Here is a 21,297-nt window from a genome sequence, read left to right on the forward strand (position 1 = left end):
CGCGATGCTGCCGACTATCGAAGCAATGGCCGAGCCTGACGTCGAGGCCATCGCAACGCTGCGCCTGGCTGCCTTCTTCGGAGGGACGGCCCGGACGCTCGAAGAGGATATAGCGGGGCTTCGCGGACTGATCGCCGGCGACGGCTTCGAGGCGGCGTTCGTCGCTCGCCTCGGCGATGCGCCGATCGGCAGCTGCCTGTTCGTCCGCAACGAGATCGATCCGGCGCATGATCTGACTCCCTGGCTTGCGGGGCTTGTCGTGGACGAAAATTATCGGGCTCGGGGTATCGGCGTGGCGCTTCTCAGGGCCGTTGAGGCCCATGCGGCATCCGTCGGCGTGGACAAGCTCTATCTCTACACTTGGCAGGCACGACGCTTCTACGAGGCCCTCGGCTGGACTGCGGTCGAGACCTTTGAGCAGGGCGACGAACCGATGGTGCTGATGGAACGATCTCTATAGGGTGCCGGCGAGATAGCCGAGCGCAAACGCCGCCAAGAGCGCCATCGCGATGACAAATCCAAGCCGACCGCCCAGGGAATGCAGGCCGACACCGTAAGGCTTGCGCTCAAGCCGGTGGATCACGATCGGCTGCGGTTTCGCCTCTCCGTCGGTCAAGCCGGCAAGTCGCATCTGCGGCAGTTCGCCGAGGCGGCGCTGGACGAGCTGCCAACGTTGGTCCGAAGCGGCATTCGACGCTCCCGCCGGCTCCAGGGCGCGCATACGTTCGGCGAGCCGCAGCACCGTGTCGCGAAAGACGGGATCGATCTCAAGGTCGCGCTCGGCGCGGGCGCGCTCCCTTTCGTTCATCAGGCCGAAGACATAGTCGCCGGCCCTTGCGATGCGGTCTCCTTCACCGGCCATGACCGTTCTCCCTCATGGCTCGCCCCAATGCCCGCTCACCAATGCGGCGGCTTGGTCACCGGCACATCGGGAGCGGCCTGCTCCTCCAAAGCCAGGAACCGGTCGGTCAGGGCGGCGAGCTTGCGTTCCATGCGCTCGATCACCTTCCACTGCTCGGCGATCTGGCCGGACAGCTCCTCGATCGTCTTTTCCTGCTCGGCGGCGCGGATTTCCAGCGTCGTCAGCCGGTCGTCAGGTCTGGTCATTCAAAACCCGGGTTCTGTGAATGTGAAGCTCTCGGCCACCTTCGAAATTGACAAGCGCGCGGGGATTTGTCGAGAGTGAATGACGTTCCGTGCCAATTGGCATGGGCGGGGCATCATGCTAGGCATTTTGACCAAGCGATAAAAAAACTGAGTGGGACAGGCTGCATGGCGCAAGCCGCAATCGAGCTCATAGGCATCAACAAGAGTTTTGGCGCCGTGCGCGCCAACCGCGACATCAACCTGGAAGTCGCGCGCGGCACCATCCACGGCATTGTCGGCGAAAATGGCGCCGGCAAGTCGACGCTGATGTCGATCCTCTATGGCTTCTACCAGGCCGACAGCGGCGAGATCCACGTCGGCGGCAAGCCGGTGTCGATCAACACCTCCAACGACGCCATCGCGCTCGGCATCGGCATGGTGCACCAGCATTTCATGCTGGTCGACAATTTCACGGTGCTGGAAAACGTCATTCTCGGCGCCGAGAGCGATGCGCTGTTGAAGAAAAGCATCGCCAAGGCGCGCTCCGAGCTCGAGCGGCTGGAGCGCGAATACGGCCTCGAGGTCGATCCCGACGCCATCATAGAGGAGCTGCCGGTCGGCCTGCAGCAGCGCGTCGAAATCCTCAAGGCGCTCTATCGCGGCGCCGAGATCCTGATCCTCGACGAGCCGACGGGCGTGCTCACGCCGGCCGAGGCGGACCATCTGTTCCGCATCCTCAAGCAATTGAAGGAGCAGGGAAAAACGGTGGTGCTGATCACCCACAAGCTGCGCGAGATCATGGCCATCACCGACACGGTCTCGGTCATGCGCCAGGGAACCATGGTGGCCACCAGGGTGACGAAGGAAACCACGGTCGGCGAATTGGCCGAGCTGATGGTCGGGCGGCGCGTGCTCTTGCGGGTCGAGAAGGGCCAGTCGGAAGCCGGCGCCGTGAAGCTCTCGGTCAAGAACCTGACGGTCAAGGATTCACGCGGCGTCACCATGGTCGACGACGTCTCCTTCGACCTGCGCGGCGGCGAGATCGTCGGCATCGCCGGCGTGGCCGGCAACGGCCAGTCGGAGCTGCTCGAGGCGATTTCCGGTATCCGGCACGCCGTCTCGGGTGAAGTCATGCTCGAAGGCAAGCCGGTCGACCTGACCGGCAAGGCCGACCCAGGCGAGTTGCGCGACCGGGGTCTTGCTCATGTGCCGGAGGACCGCCACCATGTCGGGCTGGTGCTCGCCTTCGAGGAGAACGAGAATTCGATCCTCGGCTATCACGACGACGAGCGGTATCTGAAGGGACCGTTCCTCAACGTCGATGCCATCCGCAACGACGCCAAGGACAAGATCGGCAAATACGACATCCGTCCGGCCGACTGCAGGCTGAGGACAGCCAATTTCTCCGGCGGCAACCAGCAGAAGATCGTGCTGGCGCGGGAGATGGAGCAGGATCCCGGCGTGCTGATCGTCGGCCAGCCGACGCGCGGCGTCGATGTCGGCGCTATCGAATTCATCCACAAGCGGCTGATCGCCATGCGCGACCAGGGCAAGGCCGTGCTGGTGGTGTCGGTCGAGCTCGACGAGATCCGTTCGCTGTCCGACCGCATCCTGGTGATGTTTGCCGGCCGCATCGTCGGCGAACGCGGGCCGGAGGCGACCGAAGGCGAGCTTGGCCTCCTTATGGCCGGTGTCGAGCACCAGGAGGCCGCCGAATGAGCACGCCTTACGCCAAGCTGCCGGCCTGGGCCGATTACGGACTGATCCCGCTGATCAATCTGTCGGTGGCCTTCATCGTCGCCGGCTTCGTCGTCATGCTGGTCGGGGAAAATCCGTTCCGCGCCGCCGTCATCCTGGTCGAGGGCGCTTTCGGCAAGGGCACGGGCATCGCCTTCACCTTGTTCTATGCCACCACCTTCATCTTCACCGGTCTGTCGGTGGCGGTGGCGGCGCATTGCAGCCTGTTCAACATCGGCACCGAGGGCCAGGCCTATATCGGCGGCCTCGGCATCGCGCTCGTTTGTCTGAGCTTCGACAGCGTGCTGCCCTGGTGGGCGATCTTTCCGATGGCGATCGTCGCCGCAGCGGTGTTCGGCGCGCTCTGGGGTTTCATCCCCGCCTATCTGCAGGCCAAGCGCGGCTCGCACATCGTCATCACCACCATCATGTTCAACTTCATCGCCGCCTCGGTGATGGTCTATCTGCTGGTCGGCCCGCTGAAGCCGGCAGGATCGCAGGCGCCGCAGACACGCAATTTCCTGGCCGGCGCGGAATTGCCGAAGCTCAACTGGATCATCGAATTGTTCGGCGCCAAGATCCGCTCGGCGCCGCTCAACATCTGCTTCCTGCTGGCGCTGGCGATGGCGTTCCTGGTCTGGCTGCTGATCTGGCGCACCAGGCTCGGCTACGAGATGCGCACCTATGGCCATAGCCCGAAGGCGGCGCGCTATGCCGGTATTTCGGAAACCCGCATCATCATAACCGCGATGATGATCTCGGGCGCGCTGGCCGGCATGATGGCGCTCAATCCGGTGATGGGCGACCAGCACAATGTGGCGATCGATTTCGTCTCGGGCGCCGGCTATGTCGGCATTGCGGTGGCGCTGATGGGCAGGCTGCATCCGGTCGGCATCGTGCTGGCGGCGATCCTGTTCGGCATGCTCTACCAGGGCGGCGCCGAGCTTGCCTTCGAGATGCCGGCGATCAGCCGCGACATGATCGTCATCATTCAAGGGTTGGTGATCCTGTTCGCCGGCGCGCTGGAGCATATGTTCAGGCCTTACATCCAGGCGCTGTTCGCCTCGTTCAGTCCGAAATCGGTCGGCATGCAGGCGGTCAAGGGGACGGGGGCCTGAGATGGACACGTTCAACGCAATCGTCCAGGTTCTGGACTCCACCATCCGCCTCTCGGTGCCGCTGCTGCTTGCCTGTCTCGCCGGCCTCTATTCCGAGCGGGCCGGCATCTTCGACATCGGCCTCGAAGGCAAGATGCTGGTCGGCGCTTTCGCCGGCGCTGCGGCGGCCTCGGTCTTCCATTCGGCCTTCATCGGCCTCGGCATGGCCATCCTGATCTCGGTCGCCTTCGCCATGGTGCACGGCTTCGCCTCGATCACGCATCGCGGCAACCAGATCGTCTCCGGCGTCGCCATCAACTTCGTCGCCGCCGGCTCGACCATCATCCTCGGCCAGGCCTGGTTCCAGCAAGGCGGCCGTACGCCGGCGCTGCAGCCGGGCGAGCGGTTCGAGGCGATCGCCTGGCCCGGCGCCGAAGCCGTCCGCGACGTGCCGATTCTCGGGCCGATCTATGCCGAGCTGATCTCCGGTCATTCGATCCTGGTCTACTTCGCCTTCGCGATGGTGCCGTTCACCTGGTGGGTGCTGTTTCGCACCCGCTTCGGCCTCAGGATGCGCGCCGTGGGCGAAAACCCGGCCGCCGTCGACACGGCCGGCATCTCGGTCGCCTGGCTGCGCTACCGCGCGCTGATCTGCACCGGCGTGCTGACCGGCGTGGCCGGGGCGTATCTTTCCATGGTGCAGAATGGCGGCTTCGTGAAGGACATGACCGCGGGCAAGGGCTACATCGCGCTGGCCGCGTTGATCTTCGCCAAGTGGAAGCCGGTCAACGCCATGTTCGCCTGCCTTTTGTTCGGCTTCCTCGACGCGGCGGCGATCCGCCTGCAGGGCTCGCCGCTGCCGGTCATCGGAAAGGTGCCGGTGCAGTTCATGCAGGCGCTGCCCTATGTGCTCACCGTCATCCTGCTCGCCGGCTTCATCGGCAAGGCGATCCCGCCGCGCGCCGGCGGCGTGCCCTACGTCAAGGAACGCTGAGGCTCGGGTAGCTTCGGCAACCGGCATTGAACAAGATCGTGGGAGAGAAGAACTGAATGTCGCATGATCTGTTCGAGGCGGCGAAGACGGCGATGGCCAAGGCCTATGCGCCCTATTCCAAGTTTCCCGTCGGCGCGGCGCTGCGCACCGAGGACGGGCGCGTCTTCACCGGCGCCAACATCGAGGTGGCCTCCTATCCCGAGGGCTGGTGCGCCGAGACCACGGCGCTCGGTCACTACGTCATGGGCGGCGGCGGCAAGATCACCGAGATCGCGGTGATCGCCGAGCGCATGGCCAAATGCTCGCCCTGCGGCGGCTGCCGGCAGAGGCTGGCGGAATTCTGCCGGCCGGAGACAAAGCTCTATCTCTGCGACAATACCGGCGTGGTCCAGACGGTCACTATGGGCGACATGCTGCCTTACGGCTTCAGGGGCGACATCTTGAAATGAAGAGCGGTTTGAAATGAAGAGCGGGTTGAAATGAAGGAAGCGCTGGATCATCTGGTCGAGAAGCTGGACGGGCTGGCCCCGACCGCGGCGCTTGTTCTGGGTTCCGGCCTCGGCGGGCTGGTCGACCAGGTCGAGGACGCGAGGCGCATTTCCTATGCGGAGCTGCCGGGCTTCCCGCGCAGCGGCGTTTCCGGCCATGCCGGCGAGGTGGTGGCGGGGCATTTCGCCGGTACGCCGGTGCTGATGCTCTCCGGCCGCGCGCATTACTACGAGCACGGCAACGCGGCCGCGATGCGCCCGGCGCTGGAGGTGCTTGCCGGCATCGGCATCTCGCATCTCATCCTCACCAACGCCGCCGGCTCGGTCGAGCCGGACATGGGGCCGGGCTCGGTGATGCTGATCACCGACCACATCAACTTCTCCGGCTCCAACCCGCTGATCGGCGAGCCGAGCGACCGCCGCTTCGTCGGTCTCACCGAGGCCTATGATGCCGGCCTGCGCAAGGCGATCGAGAAGGCGGCGAAGGAGACCGGCACGGCGCTGCACAAGGGCGTCTATATGTGGTTTTCCGGCCCGTGCTTCGAAACGCCGGCCGAGATCCGCATGGCGCGCGTCATGGGCGCCAACGCGGTCGGCATGTCGACCGTGCCGGAAGTCATCCTTGCCCGCTTTCTCGGCCTGAGGGTCGCCGCCTGCTCGGTCATCACCAACTTGGCGGCCGGCATGACCGGGGCGGAACTCTCGCACCAGGAAACCAAGGACATGGCGCCGGTCGGCGGCGCGCGGCTGGCGACGATCCTGCGGCGCGTCTTCGAGCAAGGCTTGCCGGAAAGCTGATGCTCCCCCAGGAAATCATCCGCCGCAAGCGCGACGGCCACAAGCTCTCGGCGGCCGAGATCGCGGCCTTCATCGAGGGGATAACCGCCGGCACGCTGTCGGAGGGCCAGATCGGCGCCTTCGCTATGGCCGTGTTCCTCAAAGGCATGAGCCGCGAGGAGGCGGTGGCGCTGACCACCGCCATGCGCGATTCCGGCGATGTGCTCGACTGGTCCGATCTGCCGGGCCCGGTCACCGACAAGCATTCGACGGGCGGCGTCGGCGACAACGTCTCGCTGATGCTGGCGCCGATCGTCGCCGCCTGCGGCGCCTATGTGCCGATGATCTCCGGCCGCGGTCTCGGCCATACCGGCGGCACGCTCGACAAGATGGATGCCATCCCCGGCTATGCCAGCCAACCGGATGTGGCGCGTTTGCGCAAGACGGTGCTGGAAACCGGCTGCGCCATCATCGGCCAGACCGCCGACCTGGCGCCGGCGGACCGCCGGCTCTATGCCATCCGCGACGTGACGGGGACGGTCGAGTCGGTGCCGCTGATCACGGCCTCGATCCTGTCGAAGAAGCTCGCCGCCGGGCTCGGCTCGCTGGTGCTCGACGTCAAGGTCGGCAACGGCGCCTTCATGGAGAAGTCGCGCGATGCGGTCGCCCTGGCGAACAGCCTGGTCGAGGTCGCCAATGGCGCGGGCCTGAAAGCGTCGGCGCTGGTGACCGGCATGAACGAGCCGCTCGCCTCGGCCGCCGGCAATGCGGTCGAGGTGAAGAACGCCGTCGATTTCCTGACCGGCCGTTTCCGCGACCGCCGGCTGGAGGACGTGACGCTGGCGCTGGCCGCCGAAATGCTGCAGTCGGCGGGGATTGCCTCATCCAACCAGGACGGGATCAGGCGCGCCGCCGAGACGCTTGCCGGCGGACGCGCGGCGGCGGTGTTCGCGCGCATGGTGACGGCGCTCGGCGGTCCCGCCGACCTCGTCGAAAATCCGGAAAAATATCTTCCCAAGGCGCGGGTCGAATTGGCGGTGGACGCGGCGACGGACGGCTTCGTCGCCGGCATCGCGACGCGCGACATCGGGCTAGCCGTCGTTGCCCTCGGCGGCGGACGCACCCGTCCGGACGACAGGATCGATCACGCCGTGGGCTTGACCAGCCTGTTGCCGGTCGGTGCCGAGGTGCGTGCGGGCGAGCCACTGGCGCTGGTTCACGCGCGGACCGAGGCGGGCGCCGAGGCCGCCGCCGCCGCGGTGCGTTCCGCCTATTCGATCGGCGCCTCGAAGCCGCCCGCCGAGAAGACGGTGCTCAGGCGGATCCTGCCGCTTTAGGATGTGTCGATATTCACGTGATGCCGGCCTGCGAACGGCGGCTTCCTGCGCTTCCGGTGCTCACGTACTTCAAGTACGCTCCGCTCCGGTTCTCGGAAACCACCGTTCTCGGCTCGGCCTGACCTGAATCTCAACACACCCTAGGCAGGGGGCAATTCCTACTGCACGAGCAGCAGCGCGCCGTTCTGGACTTCGTATTTCTGCAGCCGCTGCAGGAAGCTCATGCCGATCAGGTTGGTTTGCAGCGCCCGGTCGTCGAGCACCACGGCCTGGACGTTGTCGACGGAGATCTTGCCGATCTGCAGATGGTCGACGGTCACCACCGCGGCCTTGATGGCGCCGTTCGCGGTGTTCACCTGGTGACTGAAATCCGACTGGTTGAGCGAGATGCCGATCCGGCGCGCCGTCGATGTGTTGATGGCGACCAGCGTCGCACCGGTGTCGATCATGCCGTCGATCTGACGGCCGTTGAGCTTGAAAGCGGAGGTGAAATGACCGCGCTCGTCGGCATTGACCAGCACCTGGCGGCCGAGCGGCATCGGCGTCGCCGGCTTGGCCGGAACCGAGGCAAGTTTGACGTCCGGCTGGACCTCCGGGGCCGCCGGCTTCGAGGCGACCGCCGATCTCAGCAGGCTTTCGACCATCCGCGGGTTCGACTGGTAGACGATCGGGATCGATGCCGAGCTTCCGACAAAGACGCCGAGGAGGAGAAGCTTGCGCAGCATGGATCGACCTTCGTGAAGGTTCGATCCTTAAGCCGACATGGTGTTTTCAGCTTTAACGGGCGCGGGAACCGTGGTCTTTGCGTAAACAAGCGGTAAAGAAAACGCTCACTTGGTCCCGTACATGCGGTCGCCGGCGTCGCCAAGGCCAGGCATGATATAGCCCTTTTCGTTCAGTTGGCGATCGATCGAGGCGGTGAAGATCGGGACATCCGGATGCGCCTTGGTGAAGCGCTCGATGCCTTCGGGCGCCGCCAACAGGCAGAGGAAGCGGATGTTGGTGGCGCCGCGCCCCTTCAGCTTGTCGATCGCCGCAATCGCGGAATTCGCCGTCGCCAGCATCGGATCGACGACGATCACCAGACGGTCGGCAAGGTCACTCGGCGCCTTGAAGAAATACTCGATCGCCTCCAGCGTCTCGTGGTCGCGGTAGAGGCCGATATGGGCGACGCGCGCCGCCGGCACCAGGTCGAGCAGGCCTTCGAGCAGGCCGTTGCCGGCCCGCAGCACCGAAGCGAAAACCAGCTTTTTGCCCTCCAGCGTCGGCGCTTCCATTTCCTCGATCGGCGTCTCGATGGTGGTTGTGGTCAGTTCGAGATTGCGGGTGACCTCATAGCCCAGAAGCAGCGAGATCTCGCGCAACAGCCGCCGGAAGCCGGCCGTCGAGGTTTCCTTCTTGCGCATGATGGTCAGCTTGTGCTGGACAAGGGGGTGGTCGACGACGGTGACGCCCTGCATGATGTGCTCCGACTGGTTCGCAGTGGGTAGTGAATAGTGAGTAGTGAATAGTGAGCCGATTTGCGAGTCCCTGACTGAGGGAAAGCGCCAACCTTCAACCGCGCGATGCGCACGCCGCCAAATCAATCACTACCGACTACTCACTACTTCCTCCTCATCTTACCTTCACGTCCAGCCGGCCTAGCAGCATCGCCTTGGTCTTCCGGTCGACGAAGGCCGCTTCTATGGCCGTTCTGGTGACGGCGGTGAGCGCCTTGTCGTCCATCGCGAAATGCTCGGCGGCGATGTCGTATTCGCGCTTCAGCGAGGTCCAGAAATAGGGCGGATCGTCGGAGTTGAGCGTCATCTTGCAGCCGGCGGCGCGCAATGCCGGGAAAGGATGGTCGGCGAAACTGTCGAACACTTTGAGCGCGATGTTGGAGCCGGGGCAGCATTCCAGCACCACGCCCTCGGCGGCAATGCGGCGAACGAGGTCTGGGTTCTCGATGGCGCGCACGCCATGGCCGATGCGCGACGGGCGGATATGGTCGAGCGCTGCCTTGACACTTTCCCAGCCCATCAATTCGCCGGCGTGGATGGTGATGCCGAGGCCTGCCTCTCGCGCGATCTCGAATGCCCGCACATAGTCCTCGAAATCGCCGATGCGCTCGTCGCCGGCAACGCCGAAGCCGGTCACCAGCGGATGGCCGCAGCGCGCCGCGAAGCGTGCCGCCTGCTCGATCGCCTCGACGCCGACATGACGCACGCCGGTGACGATCATGCGGCCTTCGATGCCGGTCCTGGCCTTGGCGCGGACCATGCCTTCGCCAAGCGCGTCCGTGTAGGCCTTGGGCGAAAGACCGGCCTTCCTGGCATGATCCGGCGAGGTGAAGACCTCGGAATAGATGGCGCCGTCGCGGGCAAGGCTGGTGAGGTAATGATCGGTCAGACGGGCGTAGTCCTCCTCCGTGCGGAACAGATCGGAGGCAAAGTCATAGGCCGCGAGGAAAGAGCTGAAATCGTGCCAGACGAAGGAACCGTCCTGGATATAGGGCGAGGGGTCCTTGCCGTATCTGCGGGCCTGGCTGACGACAAGGTCGGGCGCCGCTGCCCCTTCGATGTGGCAGTGTAATTCGGCTTTCAAAATCATGCGGCCATCCCGTCCGGTATTTTGTCCTCGCGCCGATTCCGGGCGGAAAATCATGCGAGATCCTGCCCGAACCCGTCTCCAAGGCGCGGCCGAAAACCGCGCCTTGGACAATAGCGCCAGCCCCATCGATCGGCTATGGTCCCGCCGGTTTTATGGCGGATCAAAATAATGTCAGTTGAGAGAACCACGGCCGCGGGCGGCATGGAAACCTCCTATGGTTTCAGGAGGGTGGGCGCAGGCGACAAGCAGTCCCTGGTCAACGATGTCTTCCATAAGGTGGCCAATCGATACGACCTCATGAACGATCTGATGTCGGGCGGGTTGCACCGGCTATGGAAGGACGCGATGGTCGCATGGCTCAATCCGCCGAAGCGGTCGGGCTGGAAGGTGCTCGACGTCGCCGGCGGCACGGGCGACATCGCCTTCCGCATCATCGAGGCCAGCCACCGCCACGCGCACGCTACGGTGCTCGACATCAACGGCTCGATGCTCGAAGTCGGCCGCGACAGGGCCGAGAAGAAAAACCTCCAGGAAAACACCGATTTCGTCGAGGCCAATGCCGAGGCGCTGCCCTTCGAGGACGACATTTTCGACGCCTATACGATCGCATTCGGTATCCGCAACGTGCCGCGCATCGATGTGGCACTGAGCGAGGCTTTTCGCGTGCTGAGGCGCGGCGGGCGCTTCCTCTGTCTCGAATTCTCGGAAGTCGACATGCCGCTGCTCGACAAGGCCTACGAGGCCTGGTCCTTCAACGCCATTCCCAGAATCGGCAGGGCGGTGACCGGCGACGGCGAACCCTATTCCTACCTGGTGGAATCGATCCGCAAATTCCCCAACCAGCAGAATTTTGCCGCCATGATCACGCGGGTAGGGTTCGATCGCGTCACTTATCGCAACTATTCGGGCGGCATCGCCGCGCTTCATTCGGGCTGGAAGCTTTGAGGCAAGCGCAGCGATGACCACCGTCGGCGCTGGTTTCAGGCTCGTGCGAGCCGGCTGGGTGCTGGTCCGCGAGGGCGTCGTCGCGGCGCTGCCCGGCGAAGAGCTCTCCGGCATGCCGAAGCTCGGCTGGCAGCTGGCGCGCGTGCTTACCCGCCGCCGCGCGAGAAAGCATCTGCGCGGCGACCGGCTGGCGCAGGCGGTGGTGCGGTTGGGGCCGTCCTATGTCAAGCTCGGCCAGTTCCTCGCGACGCGACCCGACGTCGTCGGCAACGACATGGCAGTCGACCTCGCCCTGCTGCAGGACAAGATGCACACCTTCCCGAAGGCGGAGGCGATCGCGGCGATCGAGGCCTCGCTCGGGCGCAGGATCGACGATCTCTATGCCAGCCTTGGCGAGCCGGTGGCGGCCGCTTCGATCGCCCAGGTGCACAGCGCCGAAGTCGTTCGCGACGGAATGATTTCGCGTGTGGCGGTGAAGGTGATCCGGCCGGGGGTGCGTCGCCACTTCTTCCACGATCTCGAAAGTTATTTCCTCGCCGCCCGCCTGCAGGAAAAATACATCCCTTCGTCACGTCGCCTGCGTCCGGTCGAGGTGACCGAGACGCTGGCGCAGACCACCAAGATCGAGATGGATATGCGGCTCGAGGCGGCGGCATTTTCCGAGCTCGGCGAGAACACCAAGGACGATCCGGGCTTCCGCGTGCCCGCTGTCGACTGGGAAAGGACCGGTCGCGATGTAATCACCATGGAGTGGATCGACGGCATCAAGATGAACGATCTCGCCGGCCTGGCCGCCGCCGGCCACGACCTCAAGGCGATCGCCGCCAACCTCATCCAGTCGTTCCTCAGGCACACACTGCGTGACGGCTTCTTCCATGCCGACATGCATCCCGGCAACCTTTTCGTAGAGCCGGACGGCACCATCGTTGCTGTCGATCTCGGCATCGCCGGCCGGCTCGGAAAGAAGGAGCGGCGCTTTCTCGCCGAGATCCTCTACGGCTTCATCGTGCGTGACTACCGCCGCGTCGCCGAGGTGCATTTCGAGGCCGGCTACGTGCCGCGCCGGCACAATGTCTCGGCCTTCGCGCAGGCGATCCGCGCCATCGGCGAGCCGATCCACGGCCAGTCGGCCGAGACCATCTCGATGGCCAAGCTTCTGACGCTGTTGTTCGAAGTCACCGACCTTTTCGACATGGCGACACGGACCGAACTGGTGCTGCTGCAGAAGACGATGGTGGTGGTCGAGGGTGTCGCCCGCACGCTCGATCCGGCCTTCAACATGTGGAAGACGTCGGAGCCCGTGGTCAGCGACTGGATCGCCAGCAATCTAGGCCCGCGCGGCATGCTTGGCGACGCGCGCGACGCCGGCAAGGCGCTGGTGGCTTTGGCGAGGCAGGCGCCGGATATTGCGGCCCGCACCGAGCGGCTGTCGCGCGAGATCGATCTGATGGCCGAGCACGGCCTTCGCTTCGACGACGCGACCGCGCACGCCATCGGCAAGGCCGAGGCGCGCCATACGCGCTCAGGCCGCATGGCGCTGTGGGTGATCGCGCTGACCCTCGTCTACATTGCGTGGCGAATTTTCTGACCGCTGCATGCCTTGCTGCCATTTGATTGCATTGCTATCATTGCTTGCGTCAGTTTGAGGCGAATGCAATCACATGGCCAGCATAACGATCCGCAACCTCGATGACGAGGTCAAGGACTTGCTCCGGCAACTGGCGGCCGAAAATGGCTGCTCGATGGAGGAGCAGGCGCGGCTGATGATCCGCGCGGCGGTTGAAGGCCGCGCAGGGCAGGCCGACCGCATCGACCAGATCGAGAAGACGCTGCGTGTGCTGACAGGCTCCAGTCGGCAGGCACTCCCCATCGCTGCCTTATCCGGTAAGCCACCAATTCGGGGAACGCTTTCCGGCAAACGCATCCTGCTTGTCGTCGGCGGCGGCATCGCCGCCTATAAATCGCTCGACCTGATCCGGCGCCTGCGCGAGCGCGGCGCTTCAGTCCGGGCGGTGATGACGGCCGCCGCGCAGGAGTTCGTCACCACGTTGTCGGTCGGCGCGCTTTCAGCCGACCACGTGTTCACTGACCTTTTCGATCGCAATGACGAGCATGATGTCGGCCATATAAGGCTGTCGCGCGAGGCAGATCTGCTGGTCGTGGCGCCGGCGACCGCCGACCTGATGGCCAAGCTCGCCAACGGCCATGCCAATGACCTTGCCTCGACCGTGCTTCTGGCCACCGACAAGAAGGTGCTGATGGCGCCGGCGATGAATCCGAAAATGTGGTCGCATCCGGCGACGCGCCGCAACCGGGCGACCTTGCAGAAGGACGGCATCGCCTTCGTCGGCCCGGCCAAGGGCGAGATGGCGGAAAGCAACGAGGCCGGCGAGGGCCGCATGGCCGAGCCGCTGGAGATCGTGGCCGCGATCGAGGCCATGCTCGACGAGAAGCCGAAGCCGCTTGCCGGCCGCAGGATCATCGTCACCTCGGGGCCGACGCATGAGCCGATCGACCCGGTGCGCTACATCGCCAACCGCTCCTCCGGCAAGCAGGGTCATGCGATCGCGGCGGCGCTGGCGAAGCTTGGCGCCGACGTCCGGCTCGTATCCGGGCCGGTCAACATCGCCGATCCGGCCGGGGTTACGACCACGCATGTCGAGACCGCGGCCGAGATGAAGGAGGCGGTCGAGCACCTTTTGCCGGCGGACGCGGCGGTTTTCGTCGCCGCGGTCGCCGACTGGCGAACGGCCAACGCGGCCGGCGAGAAGATCAAGAAGGTGGCGGGCGAGGGACCGCCTTCACTGCGGATGGTCGAGAATCCCGACATCCTCGCGGGGGTCGGCCATCACAGCCAGCGGCCGGGCCTCGTCGTCGGCTTCGCCGCCGAGACGCAGGATCTCATCAGCAACGCCGAGGCGAAGCTGAAGAAAAAGGGCGCCGATTTCATCGTTGCAAACGATGTCTCGCACGAGAGCGGTATCGGCTCGTCCGGCGTGATGGGCGGCGACCGCAACAAGGTGCGCATCGTCTCGCGCTCCGGCGTCGAGGAATGGCCGGAGATGGGCAAGGACGAGGTGGCGGCGCGGCTCGCCGACTTGATTGCCGAGCGGCTGAAGACGATCGTGGTCTAAAGCGCGTCGCGATCTTTCAGATTCGCTCCGTGCGCTTTAGGCTTTTGATTTTACGCATGTCTTTGTCCCGAAACCGGTCCCACTTTCGGGAGACATGCTTTAGCCGGTCGCTTGCTGGGGCCGGAGAGCCGGCAACGCGATCCGCAGCGCGGCGATGCAGCCCAGGATCCCAAGCGGCACGAAGGCCAGGAACAGCCAGCCGGCCACGCCCGCGGCCGCTTCGCTGTTCAGGCCTTCGGAAAAACCGCTGGCGTTGGCGACGATGCCGGCAAGGGCTGCGCCCACCGCATAGCCGATGCGCTGCATGGTCGGCACGGCGGCCGACGCGATCGTCTGCTCGCCCTCGCGGGCCGAGGCGACGATGACGCGTGTGAGGAACGGCCAGCAGACGCCGAAACCGCCGCCCTGCAGCAGGGCGCAGAACAGGATCAGCGGGATCGAGCCCGACGGGATGGTGTAGGCGAAGCCGGCGAGGCCGGAGGCGATCATCAGCGCGCCGATGACGATGATCAGCCGTTCGCGTTCCAGCGGCGCATTGGCGATGAGGATCGACAGGATCGACCAGGCGATCGATTCGGCGGCAATGATGTAGCCGGTGGTCAGGATCGGGATGCCGTGAAGCGTGGTCAGAAGCAGCGGCCCGTAGATGGTGAAGGTGCAGGTGGCCACCGAGAATGCCGCAACCATGGTCATGCCGCTGCCCAGCGGCGAGCGCCATGAGAACAAAGGCGACGGGAAGAGGCGCGAGCGCGGCCTCAGCGCATCGATGCGGAAGAACAGCGCCAGGCCGATCAGGCCGATGAGGAGCAGCAGCGACGAGCGCAGCAAGGCAATGTCGACGCCGGCGGCGGCGATCAGCACCACGCTGATGGCGAGACAGGCAAGTGCGGCATAGGGGAAGGGCGGCGCAGTGCCGTTGCCCGCCTGCGGCTTCGTCGCCTCGGGCGTGTCGAGCACGATGAAGCTTGCCAGCGCCATCGCCGCGCCGCCGAACGTGAAGACGCCGAAGGCCCAGCGCCACGACAGGAACTCGGTCATAACAGCGCCGAGCATCGGTCCGCTGAAGGCGGCGACGCCCCAGATGGCCGACATGATGCCGAAGAGCTGCGGCCAGATGTTGCGTGCAAACAGGCGCTCGACCGAGACGAAGGCCAGCGACACCAGCGCGCCGCCGCCGAGGCCCTCGACCAGGCGCCCGGCGAGGAACACAGGCATGGAAGGCGCCGCGGCGCAGATCAGCGCCCCGGCCGCGTAGAGGAGGGCGGCGACCATCATGTTGGAGCGCAGCGCGACATAGCTCACCAGCCGGCCGGCCGCCGCACCCGCGACAATGGCGCCGAGCTCATAGATGGCCAGCGACCAGCCGACCAGTTGCACGCCAGCCAGATCGCCGACCATGGCCGGCATCACCGTCGCCACCATCGTCTCGTTGGTGGCATGCAGCAGGATGCCCAGGCTGATGAAGCAGAAGCGCGCCAGGTCGCCGCTTGCCCACAGCGCCCGCCAATCCACCTTGTTACGGGCCACCCTGTTGCGGGCCACCTTGTTGCCGCCCGCCTTGTTGCCGCTTGCTGCCGTCACGCCGATCTCCCTGATGCCATTCGCAGCCTCATTCGCTTTTGAAGGAGGCGCCAGATCCAGTTCGGCATGGCTTGTAGAACCTCAAGCGAGGTTGAGCTCAAGAGGCTTTTCAGCGATATCGCGGCTGCGGACAGAGGCACGAATTCAAGCACAAGCGATCAGCGCGCCAATAAGAATACGGCCCGGAACGAGTGTCCCGAGCCGCATCCGTTCTGATCGAACGGCCGATCGAAAGCTTCACTTGTAGGAGTGGACGAGGTCCAGCGAGGCCACGGTGACGGCCAGATTGACACCGGTCTGGGCCTGGACGCTGAGCGGCTCCAGCATGAAGGCGCCGTCCAGGCCGCCGACCAGGAGATTGGCGCCGCCGCCGGTCACGACGCTCGCCTCGGCGTTGACGCCGTAATAGCTGCCGGCGAGATCGCCCGCGTCATGGCTGCGGGTTGCGGCGAGAACCGCCCAGACAAGCTGGCCCTGATGCGTCTGGCCGACATCGACGCCCAGCTTGGAGATCATGCCCGTGTAGATCTCGGCCGGACCGTGATGGGAGGGGCGGAAGACGCAGGAGACGCCTTTGTTGGAGGTGATGACATAGCCGGTACCCCCGTCGATGGTGCAATCGAGCGTGCCGAGCCGGAGCGTGCCGGCGTTGACTGGAGAAGCGAGGACCGTGGCGGCAAGCGCGGCGGCGGCACAGGCAAGTGTCTTGATCATTGGAAAGGTCCTTTCGCGAAAATTGGCCTCGGTTAACGGTCGAGGTGCGTGGAGCGTTCCGCCGAAAACTTGGCGCGAGCGTGGCAAGGGATGACGCATTGCGCCGGGCGGTTAACGGATCGCAACCGGCGTCTCAGCGCCGCAACACTGCGATCGCCGGCGACGACCGGGAGCGTGCCGCACATCCAGCGTCAGCCTCCGATCAGCTGGCGCTGCCGGAGGTGCGCGACAGGCCGTCCTTGGCCGGCTGGTAGTTCGGGTCGAGGTGGACAGCCTCACGGTAGGACTTGGCTGCCCTTACCTTGTCGCCGCGCTTTTCATAGATCAGCGCCTGGTTGGCCCAGGCCTCCGCGTTCTTGCCGTCGAGCTTGATGGCCATGTTGAAATCGGAGAAGGCGTTGTCCTCGTCGCCGGTCGCCAGATAGGAGAGGCCGCGGCCGTTGTAGGGCTCGGCGGCGTCCGGCGCCAGCGAGATCGCGGTCGAGAAATCCTCGATGGCGAATTTGTGCTGGCCCTGGCTCTGATAGATCAGGCCGCGATTGTGGTAGGCGCGGGCGTCGGTCGTATCGAGCTGGATCGCCTTCTGGAAGTCGTTGAACGCATCCTGGGTGCGGCCACCCTTGCGGTAGAGATTGCCGCGGCCGATATAGGCGGCGTCGTAATTCGCGTTGATCTGGATCGAGCGGTTGTAGTCGGCAAGCGCTGCTTGCTGGTTGCCGAGGAAGCGTTGGATGAGCGCCCGGTTCGAATAGGCCTGGTAGAAATTCGGGTTGAGCTGGATCGCCGTGTCGAAATCCTTCAGCGCCGCCTGGTACTGGCCGCCACGACCATAGGCCGAGCCACGCACATTGTAGCCTTCGGGATCCTGCGGGTTACGCTGGATGACCGCCGATAGCGAGGAGATGTTCTCGGTCGACCCTTGCGCCTTGTCGATTGAGCTGAATTCGCCAGTCGGGGTCGTCTGGCATGCTGCAAGCGTCAGGCCCGAAAGCAGGGCCGCCGTCAGGGCGAAGCCGCGAAAAGCGGTTCTGCGCTCCACGGAAATTGCGTTCATCTTTGTCCTCACTGCCGCGGCGCCGTCAGTCCGTTCCCTCTCCGAACCGGCTCGAATGCATAAACAAAAAGGTGGCGGCGATTCCGCATCGCGCCACCCTCGGTATCCTTCGAAAAGGACGAAAAATTGGCGTTATGAGCGCGGCGAGCGCGATGCGCCGGCAGCACCAGCCGGAGCCGGGCGCGGGGTCATCGGCAGCAGGCCTTCGCGCTGAGCGCGCTTGCGGGCCAGCTTGCGCGCGCGGCGCACGGCTTCAGCCTTTTCACGGGCACGCTTCTCGGACGGCTTCTCGTAGTGACCGCGCATCTTCATTTCGCGGAAAATACCTTCGCGCTGCATCTTCTTCTTCAGCGCGCGAAGCGCCTGATCAACGTTGTTGTCGCGGACGAGTACCTGCACGTGCAATCCTGTCTTCCGGTTTGAAATCAATAAGGCAAACGACCATAGCCATTGTGCCTCCGCGGCGGGTTGCACCGCGAATTGTGGCGGCTGATAGCAGAATCAGGCCGTGCTGTCCACCGTTGATTGCAGGAAACCGCGATCAAAAGCCGATGCGCTGCGCCCGCCTGCCCGGCGCTCATGCCGTTGCCAAATGGAGACGGGCGAAATCCTCGAAAAACTCGCCATAGTCGCAGGTGATTTCCTCGCCCGCCGCAATGTCGCGGATGGCGGTGGCGCCGCCATATTGCGAGAAATCCGTGTTCGGCCGCTCGGAATGGTTCATGAAGCGGCCATTGTCGACCTCATAGACCATGAAACCGGGCTTGTCGGGGCTCGGATAGGCGTAGCGGTCGAGCAGTTCCCTGAGATGCGACGGCGCCGCCTCGTATTTCTCCATCGGGATCAGCCGATCGAAATCCGGGTCGAGCCGCCAGATCGAGGCGCCCTTCCTGACCGGTTCGGCGGCGAAAACACCGACGCCTTCGATGGCGCTCTTGGCGACATAGGTTTTGATCAGCAGCATCGGTCCGGCCCGTTTTTGACGGGAAACCAAATCGTCAAATCGGACCGGAATGCAAGGCCGCATCGCAATATTTCAGCGGATGAGGATGGCTGCCTGCGGGCCAACCGGATCATGTCCGGTTGATCGACACGCCGCCATCGGCAAACAGCGCCGTGCCGGTGGTGAAGCTCGAGGCGTCGGAGGCGAGGTAGAGCGCCGAACGGGCGATCTCTTCCGGCTGGGCCACACGCTTTAAGGCATGCAGGTTTTCGACAAATGTCCGCGATTCGGGCGTCTTGAATGTCGCCGCAGGCGTGTCGGTGCCGCCCGGCAGGAGCGCGTTGACGCGAATGGCTTGCGGGCCATATTCGGCAGCGAGCACCTGCGTCAATCCGATCAGGCCGGCCTTGCTCGCCGCGTAGCTCGTCATGCCGGGCATGCCGACCGTGTGGCCGACAAAGGTGGATGTGAAGATCAGCGAGCCGCCACCCCGCTCGATCATTGCCGGCACCTGGTATTTCGCGCCGAGAAACGCGCTTGTCAGATTGGTGTCGAGCGTCTCGCGCCATCCCTCCAGCGACAGGTCGGAAATCGATCCCATCTGGCCGACGGCGCCGACATTGTTGAAGGCGATGTCGAGACCGCCGAGCCTGTCAACCGCCAGATCGACGAGGGCTTTTGCGTACGCTTCCTCCCTAACGTCGCCAGCAAGGGCGACAGCAGTGCCATTGGCGTCCTCGATCTCGGCAACCAGCATATCCAGCTCAGCCCGGCGGCGCGCCGCGACGACGAGGCTGGCGCCTTGCTCGGCGAACAGCCTGGCGGTGGCGCGGCCGATGCCGGAGCTGGCCCCGGTGACGATGGCGACTTTGTTGGTGAGCGCGAACATTTTCTTCATCCTCCTCTGTGCCGGTCTTGTCGGCGGGCGGATGCTTGGTCGCAAATCGGCATGGTAGCGGCCACCCGAAACCCGCAAAGACCGCTGTTGCCCTACTGCCGCAACAGCCAATTCAGTCGGTCCGGCGAGAAGGCGTAGCTGAGGGCAATCAGCAGAGCCATGACAATGCCCGTAGCCGTATGACCGGCCAGATAGAATCCAGCGGCGCCGCCGAACAGTATGACAAGTTCCAGCACCAGCCTGACGGCGCCTGACACCGGCACCGGGGCCCGGCCCGATCGGCTAGGATCATCGAGCACGGCGAAGGTGCCCCATAACACAGCAGCGATGAGCGGCAGGGCGATGGCGAGAATCCAGCGCCAGAACTCGACCGGAAAGCTCCAGCCGGCCATGCCGAGGCCAAGCAACGCGGAAAGCTCGAGCAGAAAGCGCAGGGTCAGATTCCACCAGGCGTTACCCATCATCATCCTCCAGCGTCACGCGACAGGAAGTGTCGCTGAAGTCAGCCACGGAAGCCAGATCGGATGCATCATTTTGACCGCGGCGCAAAACGGCAAGCGCCGTCGCAAACAGCGCAAGGATGGCAGCGCGGTTTCGCTAGTGATACACCTCCCGTGACGGGCGGACGACATCCGCGATTTTTTGGCGCGAGGCTATAACGTGAAGAAATACTCGGTATTCGCCATTGCCCGGGAGGCGATGCGCGGCCACAAGGGCTGGGAAGAGCAGTGGACCTCGCCCGAGCCGAAGAAGGAATACGACGTCATCATCGTCGGCGCCGGCGGGCACGGCTTGGCGACGGCTTACTATCTGGCGACCGAGCACGGCATCACCAATGTCGCGGTGCTGGAAAAGGGCTGGCTCGGCGGCGGCAACACCGGCCGCAACACCACCATCATCCGCTCCAACTATCTCTATGACGAGAGCGCCGGCATCTACGACCATGCGCTGAAGCTGTGGGATGGGCTCAGCCAGGAGCTCAACTACAATGTCATGTATTCGGCGCGCGGCGTCATGATGCTTGCGCACAACGTCCATGACGTGCAGGTGTTCAAGCGCCACATCCATGCCAACCGGCTCAACGGCATCGACAATGAGTGGCTGACGCCGGAGCAGGCGAAGGAATTCTGTCCGCCGCTCAACATCGCCAAAGAGGCGCGCTATCCGGTGATGGGCGCAGCACTTCAGCGGCGCGGCGGCACGGCGCGCCATGATGCGGTCGCCTGGGGTTATGCGCGCGGCGCCTCGGCGCGCGGCGTGCATATCATCCAGAACTGCGAGGTCACCGGCATCAAGCGCGCGGCAAATGGCGCCGTCGCCGGCGTCGAGACGTCGCGCGGCTTCATCGGCGCCAAGAAGGTCGGCGTGGTCGCGGCCGGCCATTCGTCGGTCATTATGGATATGGCCGGCGTGCGCATGCCGCTGGAGAGCTATCCGTTGCAGGCGCTGGTGTCGGAGCCGGTCAAGCCGGTGGTGCCATGCGTGATCATGTCGAATACGGTGCATGCCTATATCTCGCAGTCGGACAAGGGCGAGCTGGTCATCGGCGCCGGCACTGACCAGTACATCTCCTATTCGCAGACCGGCGGCCTGCACATATTGCAGCACACGCTGGACGCCATCTGCGAGATGTTCCCGATCTTCACCCGCATGAAGATGCTGCGCTCCTGGGGCGGCATCGTCGACGTGACGCCAGACCGCTCGCCGATCCTGGCCAAGACGCCCGTCAAGGGCCTCTATGTCAATTGCGGCTGGGGCACGGGCGGCTTCAAGGCGACACCGGGATCGGGCAACGTCTTCGCGCACACAATCGCGAAGGATGATCCGCACCCGATCAATGCGCCCTTTACGCTCGAGCGCTTCCGCACCGGCCGTCTCATCGACGAAGCGGCCGCGGCCGCGGTGGCGCACTGAGCACCGGCA

23 protein-coding genes are annotated in these 21,297 nt (G+C 64.7%); 11 read left to right on the plus strand and 12 right to left on the minus strand.

Annotation, left to right across the window (positions count from 1 at the left end; all coding sequences use genetic code 11):
• The first annotated feature begins 4 nt into the window (after positions 1-4).
• Positions 5-460: a GNAT family N-acetyltransferase gene (locus tag EJ071_RS11540; protein WP_126097972.1), complete on the plus strand. Its 456-nt coding sequence runs from the start codon at positions 5-7 to the stop codon at positions 458-460.
• Here EJ071_RS11540 and EJ071_RS11545 read toward each other — a convergent pair.
• Together EJ071_RS11545 and EJ071_RS11550 are read right to left on the minus strand one after the other, a co-directional pair.
• A complete protein-coding gene (locus EJ071_RS11545; RefSeq protein WP_126097973.1) occupies positions 455-862 on the minus strand; it encodes a hypothetical protein in 408 nt (135 codons plus the stop codon). The two genes, EJ071_RS11540 and EJ071_RS11545, sit on opposite strands and share 6 nt — an antisense overlap.
• Before the next feature lie 35 nt (positions 863-897).
• Positions 898-1,107: a SlyX family protein gene (locus tag EJ071_RS11550; protein WP_126097974.1), complete on the minus strand. Its 210-nt coding sequence runs from the start codon at positions 1,105-1,107 to the stop codon at positions 898-900.
• A 165-nt stretch (positions 1,108-1,272) separates the two neighbouring features.
• Between EJ071_RS11550 and EJ071_RS11555 the strand changes: the two genes are divergently transcribed.
• The 6 genes from EJ071_RS11555 to deoA are packed head-to-tail and all read left to right on the plus strand — an operon-like array spanning position 1,273 to position 7,516.
• Positions 1,273-2,805 (plus strand): ABC transporter ATP-binding protein, encoded by a 1,533-nt coding sequence (locus tag EJ071_RS11555; protein ID WP_126097975.1) that lies wholly within the window; start codon positions 1,273-1,275, stop codon positions 2,803-2,805.
• Positions 2,802-3,941 carry an ABC transporter permease gene (locus EJ071_RS11560; RefSeq protein WP_126097976.1) on the plus strand — a complete coding sequence of 380 codons (1,140 nt, stop codon included), beginning with the start codon at positions 2,802-2,804 and terminating at the stop codon, positions 3,939-3,941. The genes EJ071_RS11555 and EJ071_RS11560 overlap by 4 nt, the downstream gene beginning before the upstream one ends.
• 1 nt (position 3,942) lies before the next feature.
• On the plus strand, positions 3,943-4,914 hold the full coding sequence (locus EJ071_RS11565) for an ABC transporter permease (protein ID WP_126097977.1): 972 nt from the start codon (positions 3,943-3,945) through the stop codon (positions 4,912-4,914).
• Between the two features lie 56 nt (positions 4,915-4,970).
• The gene (gene cdd, locus EJ071_RS11570; protein ID WP_126097978.1) at positions 4,971-5,363 is read left to right on the plus strand and encodes a cytidine deaminase; all 393 of its coding nucleotides are present in this window, start codon (positions 4,971-4,973) and stop codon (positions 5,361-5,363) included.
• A gap of 30 nt (positions 5,364-5,393) precedes the next feature.
• Positions 5,394-6,200, plus strand: a complete 807-nt coding sequence (locus tag EJ071_RS11575; protein WP_126097979.1) for a purine-nucleoside phosphorylase — start codon at positions 5,394-5,396, stop codon at positions 6,198-6,200.
• Positions 6,200-7,516 (plus strand): thymidine phosphorylase, encoded by a 1,317-nt coding sequence (gene deoA / locus EJ071_RS11580; protein ID WP_126097980.1) that lies wholly within the window; start codon positions 6,200-6,202, stop codon positions 7,514-7,516. The genes EJ071_RS11575 and deoA overlap by 1 nt, the downstream gene beginning before the upstream one ends.
• A 158-nt stretch (positions 7,517-7,674) precedes the next feature.
• Here the strand turns inward: deoA and EJ071_RS11585 are convergent, their stop codons facing one another.
• From EJ071_RS11585 to EJ071_RS11595, 3 genes are all read right to left on the minus strand, one after another.
• On the minus strand, positions 7,675-8,241 hold the full coding sequence (locus tag EJ071_RS11585; protein ID WP_126097981.1) for a TIGR02281 family clan AA aspartic protease: 567 nt from the start codon (positions 8,239-8,241) through the stop codon (positions 7,675-7,677).
• Between the two features lie 105 nt (positions 8,242-8,346).
• The gene (gene upp / locus EJ071_RS11590) at positions 8,347-8,976 is read right to left on the minus strand and encodes a uracil phosphoribosyltransferase (protein WP_059184513.1); all 630 of its coding nucleotides are present in this window, start codon (positions 8,974-8,976) and stop codon (positions 8,347-8,349) included.
• Between the two features lie 154 nt (positions 8,977-9,130).
• Positions 9,131-10,105 (minus strand): adenosine deaminase, encoded by a 975-nt coding sequence (locus tag EJ071_RS11595; protein ID WP_126097982.1) that lies wholly within the window; start codon positions 10,103-10,105, stop codon positions 9,131-9,133.
• A gap of 168 nt (positions 10,106-10,273) precedes the next feature.
• On the opposite strand from EJ071_RS11595, the gene ubiE reads away from it, so the two are divergent.
• From ubiE to coaBC, 3 genes are all read left to right on the plus strand, one after another.
• Positions 10,274-11,050 (plus strand): bifunctional demethylmenaquinone methyltransferase/2-methoxy-6-polyprenyl-1,4-benzoquinol methylase UbiE, encoded by a 777-nt coding sequence (gene ubiE / locus EJ071_RS11600; RefSeq protein WP_126097983.1) that lies wholly within the window; start codon positions 10,274-10,276, stop codon positions 11,048-11,050.
• Between the two features lie 13 nt (positions 11,051-11,063).
• Positions 11,064-12,638: a 2-polyprenylphenol 6-hydroxylase gene (ubiB, locus tag EJ071_RS11605; RefSeq protein WP_126097984.1), complete on the plus strand. Its 1,575-nt coding sequence runs from the start codon at positions 11,064-11,066 to the stop codon at positions 12,636-12,638.
• Positions 12,639-12,711: 73 nt separating this feature from the next.
• A complete protein-coding gene (gene coaBC / locus EJ071_RS11610; protein WP_210211914.1) occupies positions 12,712-14,184 on the plus strand; it encodes a bifunctional phosphopantothenoylcysteine decarboxylase/phosphopantothenate--cysteine ligase CoaBC in 1,473 nt (490 codons plus the stop codon).
• 99 nt (positions 14,185-14,283) lie between these two features.
• Here the strand turns inward: coaBC and EJ071_RS11615 are convergent, their stop codons facing one another.
• The 7 genes from EJ071_RS11615 to EJ071_RS11645 all read right to left on the minus strand — a co-directional run bounded on the left by EJ071_RS11615 (position 14,284) and on the right by EJ071_RS11645 (position 19,835).
• On the minus strand, positions 14,284-15,711 hold the full coding sequence (locus EJ071_RS11615) for an MFS transporter (RefSeq protein ID WP_126102546.1): 1,428 nt from the start codon (positions 15,709-15,711) through the stop codon (positions 14,284-14,286).
• Positions 15,712-16,002: 291 nt separating this feature from the next.
• Positions 16,003-16,479: a DUF992 domain-containing protein gene (locus EJ071_RS11620; protein ID WP_126097985.1), complete on the minus strand. Its 477-nt coding sequence runs from the start codon at positions 16,477-16,479 to the stop codon at positions 16,003-16,005.
• 202 nt (positions 16,480-16,681) lie between these two features.
• Positions 16,682-17,533 carry a tetratricopeptide repeat protein gene (locus EJ071_RS11625; protein ID WP_126097986.1) on the minus strand — a complete coding sequence of 284 codons (852 nt, stop codon included), beginning with the start codon at positions 17,531-17,533 and terminating at the stop codon, positions 16,682-16,684.
• Between the two features lie 132 nt (positions 17,534-17,665).
• Positions 17,666-17,932 carry a 30S ribosomal protein S21 gene (gene rpsU / locus EJ071_RS11630; RefSeq protein ID WP_027165252.1) on the minus strand — a complete coding sequence of 89 codons (267 nt, stop codon included), beginning with the start codon at positions 17,930-17,932 and terminating at the stop codon, positions 17,666-17,668.
• 178 nt (positions 17,933-18,110) lie between these two features.
• A complete protein-coding gene (locus tag EJ071_RS11635; protein WP_126097987.1) occupies positions 18,111-18,497 on the minus strand; it encodes an SET domain-containing protein-lysine N-methyltransferase in 387 nt (128 codons plus the stop codon).
• 109 nt (positions 18,498-18,606) lie between these two features.
• Positions 18,607-19,365 (minus strand): SDR family oxidoreductase, encoded by a 759-nt coding sequence (locus EJ071_RS11640; protein ID WP_126097988.1) that lies wholly within the window; start codon positions 19,363-19,365, stop codon positions 18,607-18,609.
• 101 nt (positions 19,366-19,466) lie between these two features.
• Entirely contained in the window at positions 19,467-19,835 is a 369-nt protein-coding gene (locus tag EJ071_RS11645) for a YrdB family protein (protein ID WP_126097989.1), read from the minus strand.
• A 199-nt stretch (positions 19,836-20,034) separates the two neighbouring features.
• On the opposite strand from EJ071_RS11645, the gene EJ071_RS11650 reads away from it, so the two are divergent.
• Positions 20,035-21,288: a sarcosine oxidase subunit beta gene (locus EJ071_RS11650; RefSeq protein WP_126097990.1), complete on the plus strand. Its 1,254-nt coding sequence runs from the start codon at positions 20,035-20,037 to the stop codon at positions 21,286-21,288.
• The last annotated feature ends 9 nt before the right edge of the window (positions 21,289-21,297 follow it).

The organism is Mesorhizobium sp. M1B.F.Ca.ET.045.04.1.1 (assembly GCF_003952465.1).
GTDB lineage: Bacteria > Pseudomonadota > Alphaproteobacteria > Rhizobiales > Rhizobiaceae > Mesorhizobium > Mesorhizobium shonense.